Annotated in this window: 15 protein-coding genes; 4 read left to right on the plus strand and 11 right to left on the minus strand. The window is 74.1% G+C overall.

Annotated elements, in window-relative coordinates; genetic code table 11:
• The 7 genes from BCL65_RS14690 to BCL65_RS14720 form a co-directional block, all read right to left on the minus strand.
• A complete protein-coding gene (locus BCL65_RS14690; protein WP_106269245.1) occupies positions 1-2388 on the minus strand; it encodes an ATP-binding cassette domain-containing protein in 2388 nt (795 codons plus the stop codon).
• Between the two features lie 61 nt (positions 2389-2449).
• Entirely contained in the window at positions 2450-2902 is a 453-nt protein-coding gene (locus BCL65_RS14695; protein ID WP_106269246.1) for a nitroreductase family deazaflavin-dependent oxidoreductase, read from the minus strand.
• A gap of 1 nt (position 2903) precedes the next feature.
• Complete coding sequence (locus tag BCL65_RS14700) at positions 2904-3314, minus strand: VOC family protein (protein ID WP_106269247.1); 411 nt, start codon at positions 3312-3314, stop codon at positions 2904-2906.
• A gap of 5 nt (positions 3315-3319) precedes the next feature.
• The gene (locus BCL65_RS14705) at positions 3320-3766 is read right to left on the minus strand and encodes a helix-turn-helix transcriptional regulator (RefSeq protein WP_106269248.1); all 447 of its coding nucleotides are present in this window, start codon (positions 3764-3766) and stop codon (positions 3320-3322) included.
• A gap of 73 nt (positions 3767-3839) precedes the next feature.
• On the minus strand, positions 3840-4778 hold the full coding sequence (locus tag BCL65_RS14710; protein ID WP_243401071.1) for a methylenetetrahydrofolate reductase: 939 nt from the start codon (positions 4776-4778) through the stop codon (positions 3840-3842).
• A gap of 130 nt (positions 4779-4908) precedes the next feature.
• On the minus strand, positions 4909-5331 hold the full coding sequence (locus BCL65_RS14715; protein WP_106269249.1) for an META domain-containing protein: 423 nt from the start codon (positions 5329-5331) through the stop codon (positions 4909-4911).
• Positions 5328-6785, minus strand: coding sequence for an NAD-dependent malic enzyme (locus BCL65_RS14720; protein ID WP_106269250.1), 1458 nt, complete (start codon positions 6783-6785; stop codon positions 5328-5330). Before BCL65_RS14720 ends, BCL65_RS14715 begins: the two co-directional genes overlap by 4 nt.
• An 88-nt stretch (positions 6786-6873) precedes the next feature.
• On the opposite strand from BCL65_RS14720, the gene BCL65_RS14725 reads away from it, so the two are divergent.
• Complete coding sequence (locus BCL65_RS14725) at positions 6874-7725, plus strand: phosphotransferase (protein WP_165800031.1); 852 nt, start codon at positions 6874-6876, stop codon at positions 7723-7725.
• 3 nt (positions 7726-7728) lie between these two features.
• Here BCL65_RS14725 and BCL65_RS14730 read toward each other — a convergent pair whose 3' ends face one another.
• A complete protein-coding gene (locus BCL65_RS14730; protein ID WP_106269252.1) occupies positions 7729-8748 on the minus strand; it encodes an LLM class flavin-dependent oxidoreductase in 1020 nt (339 codons plus the stop codon).
• A gap of 77 nt (positions 8749-8825) precedes the next feature.
• Here BCL65_RS14730 and BCL65_RS14735 point away from each other — a divergent pair, with 77 nt between their 5' ends.
• The gene (locus tag BCL65_RS14735; protein ID WP_106269253.1) at positions 8826-9602 is read left to right on the plus strand and encodes an alpha/beta fold hydrolase; all 777 of its coding nucleotides are present in this window, start codon (positions 8826-8828) and stop codon (positions 9600-9602) included.
• A gap of 50 nt (positions 9603-9652) precedes the next feature.
• Here the strand turns inward: BCL65_RS14735 and BCL65_RS14740 are convergent, their stop codons facing one another.
• From BCL65_RS14740 to BCL65_RS14750, 3 genes are all read right to left on the minus strand, one after another.
• Positions 9653-10183: a DUF3291 domain-containing protein gene (locus BCL65_RS14740; RefSeq protein WP_106269303.1), complete on the minus strand. Its 531-nt coding sequence runs from the start codon at positions 10181-10183 to the stop codon at positions 9653-9655.
• An 83-nt stretch (positions 10184-10266) separates the two neighbouring features.
• Entirely contained in the window at positions 10267-11736 is a 1470-nt protein-coding gene (locus BCL65_RS14745; RefSeq protein ID WP_106269254.1) for a PP2C family protein-serine/threonine phosphatase, read from the minus strand.
• Positions 11733-12542, minus strand: a complete 810-nt coding sequence (locus BCL65_RS14750) for an alpha/beta fold hydrolase (RefSeq protein WP_165800030.1) — start codon at positions 12540-12542, stop codon at positions 11733-11735. The genes BCL65_RS14745 and BCL65_RS14750 overlap by 4 nt, the downstream gene beginning before the upstream one ends.
• A gap of 66 nt (positions 12543-12608) precedes the next feature.
• Here BCL65_RS14750 and BCL65_RS14755 point away from each other — a divergent pair, with 66 nt between their 5' ends.
• The gene (locus BCL65_RS14755) at positions 12609-13130 is read left to right on the plus strand and encodes a GNAT family N-acetyltransferase (RefSeq protein ID WP_106269255.1); all 522 of its coding nucleotides are present in this window, start codon (positions 12609-12611) and stop codon (positions 13128-13130) included.
• Between the two features lie 46 nt (positions 13131-13176).
• Entirely contained in the window at positions 13177-14631 is a 1455-nt protein-coding gene (locus BCL65_RS14760) for a tyrosine-type recombinase/integrase (RefSeq protein ID WP_106269256.1), read from the plus strand.
• Positions 14632-14648: the final 17 nt, after the last annotated feature.

Raw genomic sequence — 14648 nt, forward strand, 5'->3', positions numbered from 1 at the left:
TCAGGCGCCGACGTACCGGGCCAGGTGCTCCCCCGTCAGCGTGGACCCGTCCGCCACGAGCTCGGCGGGCGTGCCCTCGAAGACGACCGTGCCGCCGTCGTGCCCCGCGCCGGGCCCGATGTCGATGATCCGGTCGGCGTGCGCCATGACCGCCTGGTGGTGCTCGATGACGATCACCGACTTGCCGGACTCCACGAGCCGGTCGAGCAGCCGCAGGAGGTTCTCGACGTCGGCCAGGTGCAGACCGGTGGTGGGTTCGTCGAGGATGTACACCCCGCCGCGCTCCCCCATGCGCATGGCGAGCTTGAGGCGTTGACGCTCGCCGCCCGACAGCGTGTTCAACGGCTGCCCCAGGTGGATGTAGCCGAGCCCTACGTCCTGCAGGTGGGCGAGCGTCGTCGCCACGGCGGGGATCCTGGCCTCACCGGCCGCGAAGAAGTCGTGCGCCTGCGCCACGGACAGGTCGAGCACCTCGGCGATGTTCTTGCCGCCGAGGGTGTACTCGAGCACCTCGGCCATGAACCGCTTGCCGCCGCAGTCCTCGCAGGGGCTCTCGACGGTCTCCATGAAGCCGAGCTCGGTGTAGATGCGCCCGTTGCCCTTGCAGGTGGGGCAGGCGCCCTCGGAGTTCGCGCTGAACAGGGCGGGCTTGACGCCGTTGGCCTTGGCGAATGCCTTGCGGACGGGCTCCAGCAGGCCGGTGTAGGTGGCCGGGTTCGAGCGCCGGGACCCCTTGATGGCGCCCTGGTCGACGACGACGACGCCGTCCCGGTCGGCGAGATTGCCGTGGATCAGCGAGCTCTTGCCGGATCCGGCGACACCGGTCACGACGGTGAGGACGCCGGTGGGTACGTCGACGTCCACGCCGCGCAAATTGTTCTGCGACGCCCCGCGGATCTCGAGCGCGCCGTCGGGCTCGCGGACGGTGTCCTTGACGCTGACGCGGTAGTCGAGGTGCCGGCCGGTCAGGGTGTCGCTGGACCGCAGCCCCTCGACGGTGCCCTCGAAGCAGATCGTCCCGCCATCGGTCCCCGCCCCCGGTCCGAGGTCGACGACGTGGTCGGCGACGGCGATGGCCTCGGGCTTGTGCTCGACCACGAGCACGGTGTTGCCCTTGTCGCGCAGGTCGACCAGCAGGTTGTTCATGCGCGCGATGTCGTGCGGGTGCAGCCCGATGGTCGGCTCGTCGAAGACGTACGTGACGTCGGTCAGGGCGGAGCCGAGGTGGCGGATCATCTTGGTGCGCTGCGCCTCTCCCCCGGACAGCGTCCCGGCGGGCCGGTCCAGCGAGAGGTAGCCGAGGCCGATCTCGACGAACGCGTCGAACAGGTGCAGCAGGCTGCGGACCAGGGGGGCGACGCCGGGGTCGCCGATGCCGCGCACCCACTGCGCGGCGTCGGTGATCTGCATCGCGCACACCTCGGCGATGGTGCGGCCCTCGACCTTGGCCGATCGTGCCGAGGCGTTGAGCCGGGTGCCCTCGCACGCCGGGCACGGACCGAACACGGCCGCCCGCTCGACGAACCGCCGCAGGTGAGGCTGCAGCGACTCCGGGTCCTTGGAGAACAACGACTCGCGCAGCTTGGGGATCAGGCCTTGATAGGTCATGTTCATGCCCAGGGCCTTGACCTTGCCCTTCTCGCGGTACAGCAGGTCGTGGCGCTCGGCCTCGGTGTAGTCGCGCACCGGCTTGTCACCGTCGACGAACCCGGACTCCGAGAAGCCCTTGACCATCCAGCCGTCGGCCTTGTAGCCGGGCACGAGGATGGCCCCGTCGCGCAAGGACCGCGACTCGTCGAGGATCACGGACAGGTCGAGGTCGGAGACGGTCCCCCGCCCCTCGCACTCGGGGCACATCCCGCCGAGGTAGACCTGGTCGCGCACCACCTTCTTCTCGGTCTTGCCGTCCGCCTTGTCGGTGGCGAAGACCCCGCTCGCCCTGGACGTGGGGATGTTGAAGGAGAACGCGGTGGGCGGGCCGACGTACGGCTCGCCCACCCGGCTGAACAGGTTGCGCAGCATGGCGTTGGCGTCGGTCACCGTCCCGACGGTCGAGCGCACGTTGGCGCCCATGCGCTCCTGGTCGACGAGGATGGCGGTGGTGATCCCCTCGAGGAGGTCGACGTCCGGCCGGGGCAGGGACGGCATGAAGCCCTGCACGAACGTGGAGTAGGTCTCGTCGATGAGCCGGCGCGACTCGGCGGCGATGGTGGCGAACACCAGGGAGCTCTTGCCGGATCCCGACACCCCCGTGAACACGGTCAGACGCCGTTTGGGCAGGTCGACGTCGATGCCGCGCAGGTTGTTCTCGCGAGCGCCCTGGACCCGGATGACGTCGTGGGCGTCCGCCGGGTGGGCGGGGACCTGCTCGGGGGTGCTGGGAGCCATGCTGGGGGTCTCCTTCGTGGGGCGTGGTGCGCCGTCGGCGGCGCCCTGCGGCGTGCTCAGGCTAGCGGCGGGCGAGCCGCACCACCGGGTAGGTGCGCGAGGTCTTGGTCTGGTACCTGGCCAGGCTGCGGACGGCCTGCGTCAGCCGCTGCCAGGCGGCGTCACGCTCTGCGCCGGCGAGCACGTGCGGCGTGATGCCGGTCGGTTCGCTCCCGTGGACCTCGACGGCGGCCGCCTCGGGGTGCGCCAGCAGGTTCTCGTACCAGTCCGGGTGGCGCTCGCCCCCTCCGGAGGCGACGACGACCCAGCCGCCGGTGCCGTCGTCGACGTACGCCAGCGGGTTCTGCCGTCGCGAGCCGCTGCGCCGCCCGACGGTGTGCAGCACGAGGAGCTCCATGCCCATCCGGGTGCCGCCGTGGGTGCGGATCTTGTCGACGGTGCGCGCGTTGGCGGTGTGCTGGAGCCAGCGGGAGAACTTCCCGGGGCGTCTCGCGGTGGTCGTGGCGGTGGCCACGTCACTTCACCTCGTCGATGCGGACCATGTTGCCGGCGGGGTCGCGGAAGGCGCAGTCGCGCACTCCCCACGGCTGCTCGGCCGGTTCGGACGCGACCTCGGCGTCGGCGGCCGCGAGGCGCTCGAAGGTGCCGTCGAGGTCGCGGGTGGCCAGGATGATGGACTGGTAGGCGCCCTTGGCCATGAGCTCGGCGATGGTGCGGCGCTCGTCCTCGGTGACGCCAGGGTCGGCGGCGGGCGGCGTGAGGACGAGGCGGACGTCGGGCTGCGCGGGGGAGACGAGGGTGAGCCAGCGCATGGCGCCCTGGCCGACGTCGCCCTGGAGCTCGAAGCCGAGCAGGTCGCGGTAGAACGCCAGGGAGGCGTCCGGGTCGGTGTGCGGGAGGAACGTGGTGTGGATGGTGATGTCCATGCCCCTCACGCTAGGTGTGCCCGTACCCCCGGCGCTTCTCGATTCCTGATCGGTCTGGCGACCTGCTTCGTCACGCACGACGGCAGCTCGTCGGCGTCCCGGGCGCGACGGCGGTACTCGCTGGGCGGCATGCCCACCAGCTCGGTGAACCGGGTGCTGAACGTCCCGAGCGAGGAGAACCCGACGGCGAAGCAGGCGTCGGTGACGGTGTGGTCGCCGCGGCGCAGCAGGGCCATCGCCCGTTCCACCCGGCGTGTCATGAGATAGCTGTACGGGGCCTCGCCGTACGCGGCCTTGAACTGGCGGCTCAGGTGCCCGGCGGACAGCCCGACGTCGGCCGCGAGCGCCGGGACGTCGAGGGGGCTGGCGTACTCGCGGTCGATGCGGTCACGCACGCGGCGCAGGAGTGCGAGGTCGCGCAGGTGCTGGTCGGTGGCGCTGCGGGTGCTCACGTGGTCGATGCTGCCATGTCGTGGGCCCTCCGGCCGGGGTGCGCTCCGCGGGGTCGGCGGGTCAGGGGCCGGTTCAGGGGACGGCGTGCCGGCCGGCGTGGGAACGGGCCTGCAGGTGCGCGGCGAGGCGGACGGAGGCCTCGATCTCGGCGCGCCGGATGGACACGGACTCCACGTTGAACCCGTAGGGGATCTGGTGGCGGGTGCAGAACTGGGCGAGGTCCTCGGCGATGGCCGTGCACTGGTCGAAGGAGGTGGCCAGCGGGTCGTCCGTGTGGTGCAGGTCGTTGCGCATCCAGCCCGGCACGTGCACGCCGAGCCACTCCAGGAACTCGAGGGTCTTGGGCGAGCCGCACACCGAGAGGGTGAAGACGACCGGTACGGCTTGCTGCCCGTCGTCGCGGCAGGCGTAGTGGTAGTCCGAGACCATCGACTTCGCGGCGCCGACGTCGTAGACGACCTGGGTGACGAAGAAGCCGACGCCGGCGGCCTGCTTGCGGCGCATGCGCAGGTGCTCGTCGCCGCGCGACTCGTGCCGCTCGGGGATCGCCACTCCCCCGAGCGGCAGGTCCGGAGCGTGCTCGCGGCACAGCCGCTGGGCCTCGCCGAGCGTGGTGCGTACGGCGCTGTCGCCGGACGAGGCGCCCACCAGCACGGTGCTGACCTGGTGCGGGTCCTGGGCGGTGACCCAGTCCGCCAGCTCGGCGGGGCTGTACTTGCCGGCGCTGCGGTAGACGACCACGGGTCGCTGCCAGCGGGTCAGGTAGCGGCTGCGGAACTCGGCCGGGTCGAGGGTGGGCAGGTAGGGGAAGGGGCGCTCGTCGGGGTTGCGGTCGGTCTCGTCGTCGATGTCGTACAGCACGAGCGCGTCGAGGTCGAGACCGGCCAGCCGTTCGAGGGTGCGGTCGGCGATGCGCTGGGCGTCGGCGGGGGTCGTGGTGCGCCGCGGCGGCGTGATCGCGAACATCAGCAGCCCGTCCGGTCGCCGACGGACCTGCTCGGTGAGTTCCACGTGTCCTCCTGTGTGCTGCTCGCGCCAGGTCTGTGCGGGCATCGTGGCACGGGAGCCGGGCGGGCACGCGCCGGGCACCGCGATGCGGACGCCGGGCAGGTCGCAGGCAGGTCGCAGGCAGGGGCGCCGGTCAGGTCTGCTCGACGAGCGTGACCGTGGCGTCGGGTGCGGTGAGCGTGAGGGTCTCGCCGTCGAGCGCCAGCGTCGGTTCGGCGCGCAGCAGCTCGCTGAACCACGTCTCCTGGTCCATCAGCTCGTCCGAGCAGGCCATCAGGGTCGATCGCATCTCGCCGGTCAGTCGCAGGGTGCCGTCGTCCCACGTGGCCGGGGCCGACATGCTGTTGCACCCGGGTTGGGCACCGACGGAGTCCTCGGTGAACGCCAGCACGATCGGCGACCCGCCGGCGAGCTCGCGGCCGACGACGTCGGTCACGACGAACGTGCGACCGGCGACGTCGCCCGCGCCCCCCGCACAGGCCGCGAGCGCCGTCGCGGCGAGCAGCGTGCCCAGCAGGGCGGCGAGCAGGGTGCGGGGGGCGCGGCGTGCGGTCACCGGGCCAGGCTAGTGCTCGCGCCCGGTCGGCGCCCGGAGGCGGTGCGGGCGTCCGGGGCGGGCGGGGCCGCGACGGCGCGCACCGCCTCGGCGACGGACTCGGCGACGGACTCGGCGACGCGGTGGTCGAACACGCCGGGGATGACGAAGGCGCTGTTGAGCTCGTCGTCGGCGACGACGTCGGCGATCGCCAGGGCGGCGACCCGCATCAGCTCGGTGGTGATCTCGGTGGCGCCGACGTCGAGCAGGCCGCGGAACAGGCCGGGGAAGGCCAGGACGTTGTTGATCTGGTTGGGGTAGTCCGAGCGGCCGGTGGCCACGACGGCGGCGGTCTCGGCCGCGGCGATCGGGTCGACCTCGGGGGTGGGGTTGGCCAGGGCGAACACGATCGCGTCGGCGTTCATGCGGGCGATGTCGGCGCCGGTCAGGATGTTGCCGGCGGACACCCCGATGAACACGTCGGCGCCGGCGAGGCCCTCGTGCAGGGCGCCGGCGAACCGGTCGGTGTTGGTGTTCGCCGAGATCCAGTTGCGGTGCGGGTCGCCGTCGAGGGTGTCCGGGCCGAGCGCTCCCCCGCGGCCGAACGCGACGATGTGCTCGGCGCCCTGGGCCTTGAGCAGCCGGATGATGGCGTTGCCCGCGGCGCCGACGCCGGAGACCACGATCCGCACGTCGGCCAGCTTCTTGTCGACGACCTTCAGGGCGTTGACCAGGGCCGCGAGGACCACGATCGCGGTGCCGTGCTGGTCGTCGTGGAAGACGGGGATGTCGAGCTCGTCGCGCAGGCGGGCCTCGATCTCGAAGCAGCGCGGCGCGGAGATGTCCTCGAGGTTGACGCCGCCGTAGACGGGTGCGATCGCCTTGACCACGGCGATGATCTCCTCGGTGTCGGTCGTGTCCAGGCACACCGGCCAGGCGTCCACGCCGGCGAACTGCTTGAACAGGGCGGCCTTGCCCTCCATGACGGGCAGCGCGGCCGCCGGGCCGATGTCGCCCAGGCCGAGCACCGCGGTGCCGTCGGTGACCACGGCGACGGTGTTGCGCTTGATCGTCAGACGGCGGGCGTCGTCGGGGTTGTCGGCGATCGCGGTGCACACCCGTGCCACGCCGGGGGTGTAGGCGCGCGACAGGTCGCGCCGGGTCGTGATGGGCGCCTTGAGGGCGACCTCGATCTTGCCGCCCAGGTGCAGCAGGAACGTGGAGTCGGACCACTTGAGCACGTGCACGCCGTCCAGCGCCTCGAGGGTGGCCACGACCTGCTCGCTGTGCTGGGTGTCGACGGTGTCGCAGGTGACGTCGACGACCAGGCCGGCGGGTGTGGAGTGGGCGATGTCGACGCCGGTGACCGCCGCGCCGGCGTCGGCGACCGCACCCACCACCGTCGAGGTGGCTCGTTGGGAGGCCGGCACCTGCACGCGCAGGGTGATGGTGTAGCTGGGGCTGGGAAGAGCCACGATGCCTTCCTTCTCGGGCGGCGACGCTGCCGCCCGGTGGGACCTATGTGTCGGGGCCCAGTATGCCGCCGACCGGTACCGTGCACGGGTGATGCGTGACCTGCCCGGCCTGGACGCCGCCCAGCGTGAGCTCGTCGCGGCCTGGTGCGGTCCGGTGGCGCTGGTCGCCGACCACTCGCGGGGGTCGACCGGCGTCACGGTGCTGCGGCTGCGGGCCGCGGACGGCACGGACGTCGCGCTGAAGGCCTCCGGGCCGGCCGACCTGCGCCTCGCACGGGAGATCACCGCCCACGAGTCGCTGCTGGCGCCGCTGGTGCCCGGTGGTCGCGTGCCCCGGCTGCTGCACGCCGACCGCGAGCGCCACCTGCTCGCCACCGCGTGGCTGGCGGGCGAGCCGGTCGCGGGCACGGCGGCCGAGCACGACCCGGCCACCTACCGGCGGGCGGGCGAGCTCCTGGCGCGCCTGCACGCGCTGGGCACCCGGGTGGACGGCGACTGGGAGGCGGCGCAGGACGCGCGCGCGATGCGGTGGCTGGACGGGCCGCACGGTCTCGGAGCCCGCCTCGAGGGACGCCTGCGGGCGGTCCTGGCGTCGCACGCCCACCCGCCGGTGCTCGTGGTGCCCACCCACGGTGACGTCGGGCCGCGCAGCTGGGTCCTCGACGACGGTGTGGTCCGGTTCGTCGGCTTCGGCCGCGCGGGGTGGCGGGCACCGTGCACGGACCTCGTCCGCCTGGACCGCCGGCTGGCGGGTCGTGCGGACCTGGTGGCCGCGTTCGTGGCCGGCTACGGCGCCGACCCGCGCTGCGGCGACGTGTGGCGCCGCGCCGTCGTGCGCGAGGCAATCGGCACGGCCGTGCGGGCCCACCAGGCGGGTGATGCCGCCGTCGAGGCGCACGGCCGCCACCTGGTCGACCTGGCGTTGGCGCAGGCCGCCTGAGGCTCAGCGCCAGCCGAGCGCGGGGGCGACGTGCGCCACGACGTTCTCCATGACGTGGGCGTTGTAGTCGACGCCGAGCTGGTTGGGCACCGTGAGCAGCAGGGTGTCGGCCGCCGCGATCGCGGTGTCGCCGGCCAGGGCGGCCACGATCTCGTCGATCTCGCCGGCGTAGGTCTTGCCGAACCGCGCCCGGCCGCCGTCGATGATGCCGACCTGGTCGGTCGACTGCGTCTCGAGCCCGAAGTAGGCGCGGTCGCGGTCGTCGGTGATCGGGAAGATCGACCGTGACACCGACACGCGCGGCTCCCAGTCGTGACCGGCGGCGGCCCACGCGTCGCGGAAGCGCTGGATCTGCTCGGCCTGCAGCGCGTGGAACGGCACACCGGTGTCCTCGGTCAGCAGCGTCGAGCTCATCAGGTTCATCCCCTGCGCGGCGGTCCACTCGGCGGTGGCGCGCGACCCGGCGCCCCACCAGATGCGGCGGCGCAGCCCCGGCGAGTGCGGCTCGAGGCGCAGCAGGCCGGGCGGGTTGGGGAACATCGGCTGCGGGTTCGGCTCGGCGAAGCCCTCACCGTCGAGCAGGTCGAGGAACCGGGCGGTGTGCCGGCGTGCCATGTCGGCGTCCGACTCCCCCGGGCCCGGTTCGTGGCCGAAGTGGCGGTAGCCCTCGACGACCTGCTCGGGTGACCCCCGCGAGATCCCCAGCTGCAGGCGCTCGCCGGAGATCAGGTCGGCCGCACCGGCGTCCTCGGCCATGTAGGCCGGGTTCTCGTAGCGCATGTCGATCACGCCGGTGCCGATCTCGATGCGACGGGTGCGCGCCCCGGCGGCCGCCAGCAGCGGGAAGGGGCTGGCGAGCTGGCGGGCGAAGTGGTGCACCCGGAAGTAGGCGCCGTCGGCCCCCACCTCCTCGGCCGCCTCCGCCAGCTCGATGGACTGGGTCAGCACGTCGGCGGCGCTGCGCGTCGCCGAGGAGGGGTGGTCGGTCCAGTGGCCGAAGGACAGGAACCCGATGCGCTTCATACCGGCGTCAACGTCTGGCCCCGGGCGACATTCCCGCCCGGGGGCGGCGACGACGGGCGGCGGCGTAGTCTCGGGCCGTGATCCTGACCCACGACGACGCCGGCACGGGACCCGCCGTGCTGCTGATCCACGCCGGTGTGGCCGACCGCCGCATGTGGGACCCGCTGGTGCCCGCACTGAGCCACGCCTTCCGGGTGATCCGCCCCGACCTGCGCGGGTTCGGCGAGACACCGCTGCCCGGCGGCGAGTACGCCGACGCCGACGACCTCGCCGTGCTCCTGGACCACCTGGACGTGGCCGACGTCGCCGTCGTCGGCTCCTCGTTCGGCGGACGAGTCGCCCTGGAGCTCGCCACGACCCACCCGGGCCGGGTGCGCGAGCTCGTCCTGCTCAACCCGGACCTGCGCGGGGTCGAGCCGAGCGCCACCGCCGCGGCGTTCGACACCGAGGAGGACCGGCTCCTGGCCGCCGGTGACCTCGAGGGCGCCGTGCGGCTCAACGTGGACACCTGGCTCGGGCCCGCGGCCGACCTGTCCGTGCGCGAGGCGCTCGCGGCCATGCAGCGCCGTGCGTTCGAGGTCCAGCTCGCCGCCGACGCGAGCGACGACCCGCCCGCGCCCCGTCGCATCGAGGTCGACCTGGCGGCGGTCGCGGTGCCGACGGTGGTGGTCACCGGCGCGCACGACATGGACCACTTCCGCGCCGTCGCGGCCCGCGTCGGCGACGGTATCGAGGGCGCCGAGCTCGTCGAGCTGGACCGGGCCGGGCACCTGCCCGCCCTCGAGCTGCCGGACGCGGTGCGCGCCCTGCTGCTGGACGTGCTGCGCGCCGACCCGACGGTCCACGCCCCCTGACGCCCCCTGACACGCCCTGCGCGCCCTGGGTGTGCTCCGGTGCGGCCGACTCAGGCGGGACGGCTCGCGCGGTCCACATCCGACACAGCGTCCGGCACACCGTCCGACGCCGCCGGTGCCCCGGTGGCGTCGAAGGCCTGCTGCAGGGTGAAGGCCCACGAGGACGGACCGTGGGCCCGCAGGTGCAGCACCCGCTCCTCGGCCTCGGCGACCGTCGGCCGGTGCCCGGCGGGCACCCACCAGCACGCCGTGTACGCCTCGGTCATCCGGGAGAACCACTCGCGGCGGCGGCGCAGCACCTGACGGTGCAGGCCGCCGTAGACGAACCCCGACAGCGAGGCGACGTCGCGCCACACGGACATGTTGACGATCACGCCCGGCGAGTCGTCGACGTCGAAGCGGAAGCCCTCGATGTCCGTCGCGTCGCCCCCGTCGCTCTGCAGTCGCCACAGGTAGCCCGGCGACGTCTCGGCGAGCTGGTTGACCGGTGCCAGCAGATCGACGAAGTCGGCGAGCTCGGCGCTGTCCAGCGGGGCCAGCAGGCGGGCGACGTTGACCTGGGCGAGCTCGAAGGATGCCATGGGCGTGATCCTGGCACGGCCGCACCGGCGGCACCGCACCGGAGGCACCGCGGGCGTGGTGACGGGTGGGTGCACCACGCCGCTCAGGTGCCGGCGGTGCCGGACCACGTCACGGCGAGCACGCAGGCGTCGTCGCGGCGGTTCGGTCCGGCGTCCAGGACCTGGGTCGTCAGCGCCGCGCCCGCCGCCGGTCGTCCTGCGGTGCGCGCCAGACCGGCCAGCCCGTCGGTCAGCGGCACGTCACGACGTTCGACCACCCCGTCGGTGTAGAGCAGCACCGTGTCGCCCGCCGCGAGCCGCACCCGACCCTGGCGACGCGGGGGGCCCACCCGCCGGTGGTGCACGCCGAGGGGCGTCGAGCGCCCCTCCCACAGGAACTCTGCGCCGGCGTCGGTGACGTGCAGCGGCGGCAGGTGGCCGGCGCAGGCGTAGGCGAGCACCCCGGAACCGGTGTCGAGCTCGGCGTAGACCAGCGTGGAGCCGAACCCGGTCTCCCGGTCCACGACGAACCCGTCGACGCGGTCGAGCACCCGGCCCGGCCCCAGGCCGGGACCGGCCAGTGCCCGGGTGGCGGTGCGCAGCTGGCCCATGGCCGTCGCGGCCAGCAGCCCGTGCCCGACCACGTCACCGACGACGAGGGCCAGGACGGCGGGCGCGACCCAGAACGCGTCGTACCAGTCGCCGCCGACCTCCATCCCGCTGTCCGCCGGCCGGTACCCGGCCGAGACGGTCACGTCCTCACGGTGCGGCAGGTCGATCGTCAGCATGGCGTGCTGCAGCTCGTGGGCGACCGACATGCTGCGCTCGTGCAGCAGGGCGCGGTCCAGCGCCACGCCGCCCTGCTGGGCGATCGTGGCCAGGGCGTCGACGTCGACGGTCGCCTCCGCGGGACGACCGCGCACCTGAACGACCAGGTCGCCGTGCGTCCCTGCCGCGCCGGCGACCGGGACGCTCAGGCGCCCGTCCGGACCCGGGTGCCGCCCGCCCGTGGGGTCACCGGCCTGGAGGCCACCTGCCGTCTGCAGGCGCACCGCGGCGACGCCCGGGTGCGCCGCGACCGCCGCGAGCAGCGCGGCGCGGACCTGCTCGGGCCCGGCGGCGTGCGACAGCGCGGCCGTGGCGTGCTGCACCCAGCGCAGGCGCTCGGTCGACCGTTCGGCGGCCGAGCGGGCGCGCACGAGCTCCTGCTCGAACTCGGCCCGGCGGCGGACCGCCAGCAGCGCGACGTCGATCGCTCCGTCGCGCGGACGCGTCCGTGCCGTGAGCAGCGCCGGCAGCGGACCCGCCGCGGTGCGCACCTCGACCCGCACCGCCTCCACCTGCCCCGCCAGGGTCAGCGCGGGCGCCACGTGCGTGTCCCAGTAGATCCGTCCGCCGACGGTGAGCAGGTCACCGATCCGCCGCCCGGCCACCCCGGTGCCGGCGTCCTGGCCCGCCACCCACCCGACGAACGTGTCGTTCGCCCGCAGCACGTAGCCGTCGGCATCCAGGTGGAGCAGCCCCAGCGGCGCCGTGGACCAGGCACGGGACTCGTTGCTCGCCGGGCCGGTCATGGTGCGGGCGGTCCGGCCAGGTAGTCGAGCACGGCCGCCACGAGCGCCTCGGGCGCGCTGAGCTGGGGGCAGTGCCCGACGGCGTCGATCAGGACGAACCGGGAACCGGCCAGGTGCTCGTGGACGTAGCGACCGACCTCGACGGGCGCGATCGCGTCCTCGCGGCACTGCACGACCAGGCTCGCGGTGCGCACCCGGGCCAGGTCGGCCCGGTTGTCCGACAGGAACGTCGCGCGGGCGAAGGCGCGGGTGACCTGCGGGTCGGTGCGCCGGAAGGAGGCGGTGAGCTCCGCGCCGAGCTCGGGCCGGTCGGGGTTGCCGGCGATCACTGGTGCCATGACGTCCGACCAGCCCAGGTAGTTCGTCTCCAGGGTGGCGAGCAGCTCGTCGATCTCCGCGGCGCTGAACCCGCCGCGGTACCCGTCGTCGTCCAGGTAGCGCGGGCTGGGCCCGACGAGCACCAGCCGGTCCACCAGGTCCGGGCGCCGGGCAGCCACGAGCAGCGCGATCGTCGCGCTGACGGAGTGACCGACGAGCACCACCGGACCGAGGGCCAGGTCGTCGAGCAGGGCGACGACGTCGTCGGTGTACCCCTCGAGGGACGCGTGCCGGTCGGGGTCGAACGTGCTGGGGTGGGCGCCACCGGCACCGGCGTGGTCGAACAGGACGACCCGGTGGTCGACGGCGAAGGCGTCGACCACCCGGTGCCACATCTTCTGGTCGCAGCCCAGGCCGTGGGCGAGCACCAGCGGAGTGCCGTCGACCGGACCGACGGCGCGCACGTTGTGCAGTGCACGAGGACTCACGCGCACACCCTAGTTGGCGGCCGGCGGGCTGTGCACGGACGTGGTCCCCTCGGGCAGGATGACCCTGTGAAGATCACCCAGGAGACCCCGGCCGCCCCGGACGTGCGCGCCCTGCTCGACGAGCACCTGGCCGACATGTTCGCGACCTCGCCGCCCGAGTCCGTCCACGCCCTCGACCACGCGGCCCTGCTGGCACCGTCGGTCACCTTCCTCACGGCGCGCGACGCGGACGGGACCCTGCTGGGGTGCGGGGCGCTCAGCGAGCTGCCGTCCCCCGGCCCCGGTGCGACCGGCCACGGCGAGCTGAAGTCGATGCGCACCGCGCGGGCCGCCCGCGGCCGCGGTGTCGCGACGGCGGTGCTCGACCGGCTGCTCGGTCTCGCGGCCGAGCGCGGGTATACGCGCGTGAGTCTCGAGACCGGGCCCCAGGACTACTTCGCCGCCGCGCGGCGGCTGTACGCGCGGCACGGGTTCGTCGGGTGCGGGCCGTTCGGCAGCTACGTCGAGGACCCGCACAGCGTGTTCATGACGCTGGCCCCGGTCGCCCCGGCCCAGGGTCGCGACCGGGCCCGGGCCGCCGCGTCCTGAGCGCCGCCGCAGGTCAGCGGCGTGCGCCGGGCGCTAGGGTCGGGCCATGGCCTACACCGAGAAGCGCGACACCCGCACCGGTGGGGCCTCCTACGTCGGGCGGTTCCGCGTCGACGGCCGGTTGCGCAGCACGCGCGCCTTCCGGTCGCGGCGCGACGCGCTGGCCGAGGCGCGCCGCGCCGAGGAGGCCGGCAAGCTCGGCGCCTGGGTGGACCCGCGCGGATCGGCGATCACGCTGGCCGGTTGGTTCGCGGACTGGCAGACGAGCCGGGCCGATCGCGCCCCGCGCACCCTGGAGGCCGAGCGCGAGCGGTTCCGCTCCCTGGTGGCACCGACCTTTGGCGAGACCCCGCTGCGGCGCATCACCCACGACGACGTCTCGCGCTGGGCAGCCGGCATGCGGGCGCCGCGCACCGGTGAGGTGGCCTCGCGGGCGCGACGACGCGACGCCGTGCGCCTGCTCGTCGCCCTGCTCGACGCGGCCGTCGACTCGCGCCGGCTCACCACGAACCCCGCCCGCACGCCGTCGGGCAGGGTCCCCGGCCTGCCCCGGGCGCCGCGGACCAAGGCGCACCGCTACCTGAGCCACGAACAGCTGCGGCGGGTGGCCGACGCCGCCCGCACCCACCAGGGACGAACCCTCGTGCTGCTGGCCGGGCTGACCGGCCTGCGGTGGGGCGAGATCTCGGCGCTGCGCACCGGCGACGTCGACCTGCTGCGCGGACGCATCGTGATCGAGCGCGCCTACACCCGGCTCGACGACGGTACGCTGCTGCTCGGCGACACCAAGACCCACGCACGGCGCGAGGTGCCGGTGCCCGGCGTGCTTGCCGCCGACCTGTCCGTGCTCCTGGCCGCCCGGGGAACCGGCCTGCTGTTCGCGGGGCGCGACGGCGGCCCGCTGCGGCGCGAGAGCTTCGACCGCAACGCCTATCGCCCTGCGGTACGGGCCGCGGGCGGAGCGGTCACGACGCTGCAGGAGCTGCTCGGGGTGCGCGGCACCCGGGTCGTGGACGCCGAGACCCTCGCCGCGGTGCGCCGCGTCCAGACGCAGGGCGGGCTGCCGGTCACCGGAGTCGTCGACGCCGCCACCTGGGAGGTGCTGGTCGCCGAGGACCGCCGTCACCGCGGCGAGCTGTCCCGCGCCGCCAAGGTCGCCCGCAGCCACCGGCTGGGCGTCGCGGCCCGCCTCACCCTCGGCGCCGGCGCGGAGGACTTCGAGCCGCTGACGCTGCACGACCTGCGCCACACGGCCGCCTCGCTGGCCATCGCCGGCGGTGCGAGCGTCAAGGCCGTCCAGCGCATGCTGGGGCACGAGTCGCCGGTGCTCACGCTGCGCACCTACGCGGGCCTGTTCGAGGACGACCTCGACCGGTTGGGCGAGGCGATGTCCGCGCAGTTCGCGGCGCAGAGCCTGACATCCGCTGCTCACCACACGCTCACCGAGAGCCCGGTGTCGGTCCCCGACGTCCGCGCGCTGCCCTCCATCTCAGCGCGCTGACCAGGTAGAACACCCCG

This window comes from Isoptericola halotolerans (genome assembly GCF_003003075.1).
Taxonomy (GTDB): Bacteria; Actinomycetota; Actinomycetes; order Actinomycetales; family Cellulomonadaceae; genus Isoptericola; species Isoptericola halotolerans_A.

Excerpts from the sequence above, each read along its gene's own strand:
- BCL65_RS14690 (WP_106269245.1), bottom strand. The coding sequence starts at position 2,388 with ATGGCTCCCAGCACCCCCGAGCAGGTCCCCGCCCACCCGGCGGACGCC.
- BCL65_RS14700 (WP_106269247.1), bottom strand. The coding sequence starts at position 3,314 with ATGGACATCACCATCCACACCACGTTCCTCCCGCACACCGACCCGGAC.
- BCL65_RS14730 (WP_106269252.1), bottom strand. The coding sequence starts at position 8,748 with ATGAAGCGCATCGGGTTCCTGTCCTTCGGCCACTGGACCGACCACCCC.
- BCL65_RS14740 (WP_106269303.1), bottom strand. The coding sequence starts at position 10,183 with ATGGCATCCTTCGAGCTCGCCCAGGTCAACGTCGCCCGCCTGCTGGCC.
- BCL65_RS14745 (WP_106269254.1), bottom strand. The coding sequence starts at position 11,736 with ATGACCGGCCCGGCGAGCAACGAGTCCCGTGCCTGGTCCACGGCGCCG.
- BCL65_RS14760 (WP_106269256.1), top strand. The coding sequence starts at position 13,177 with ATGGCCTACACCGAGAAGCGCGACACCCGCACCGGTGGGGCCTCCTAC.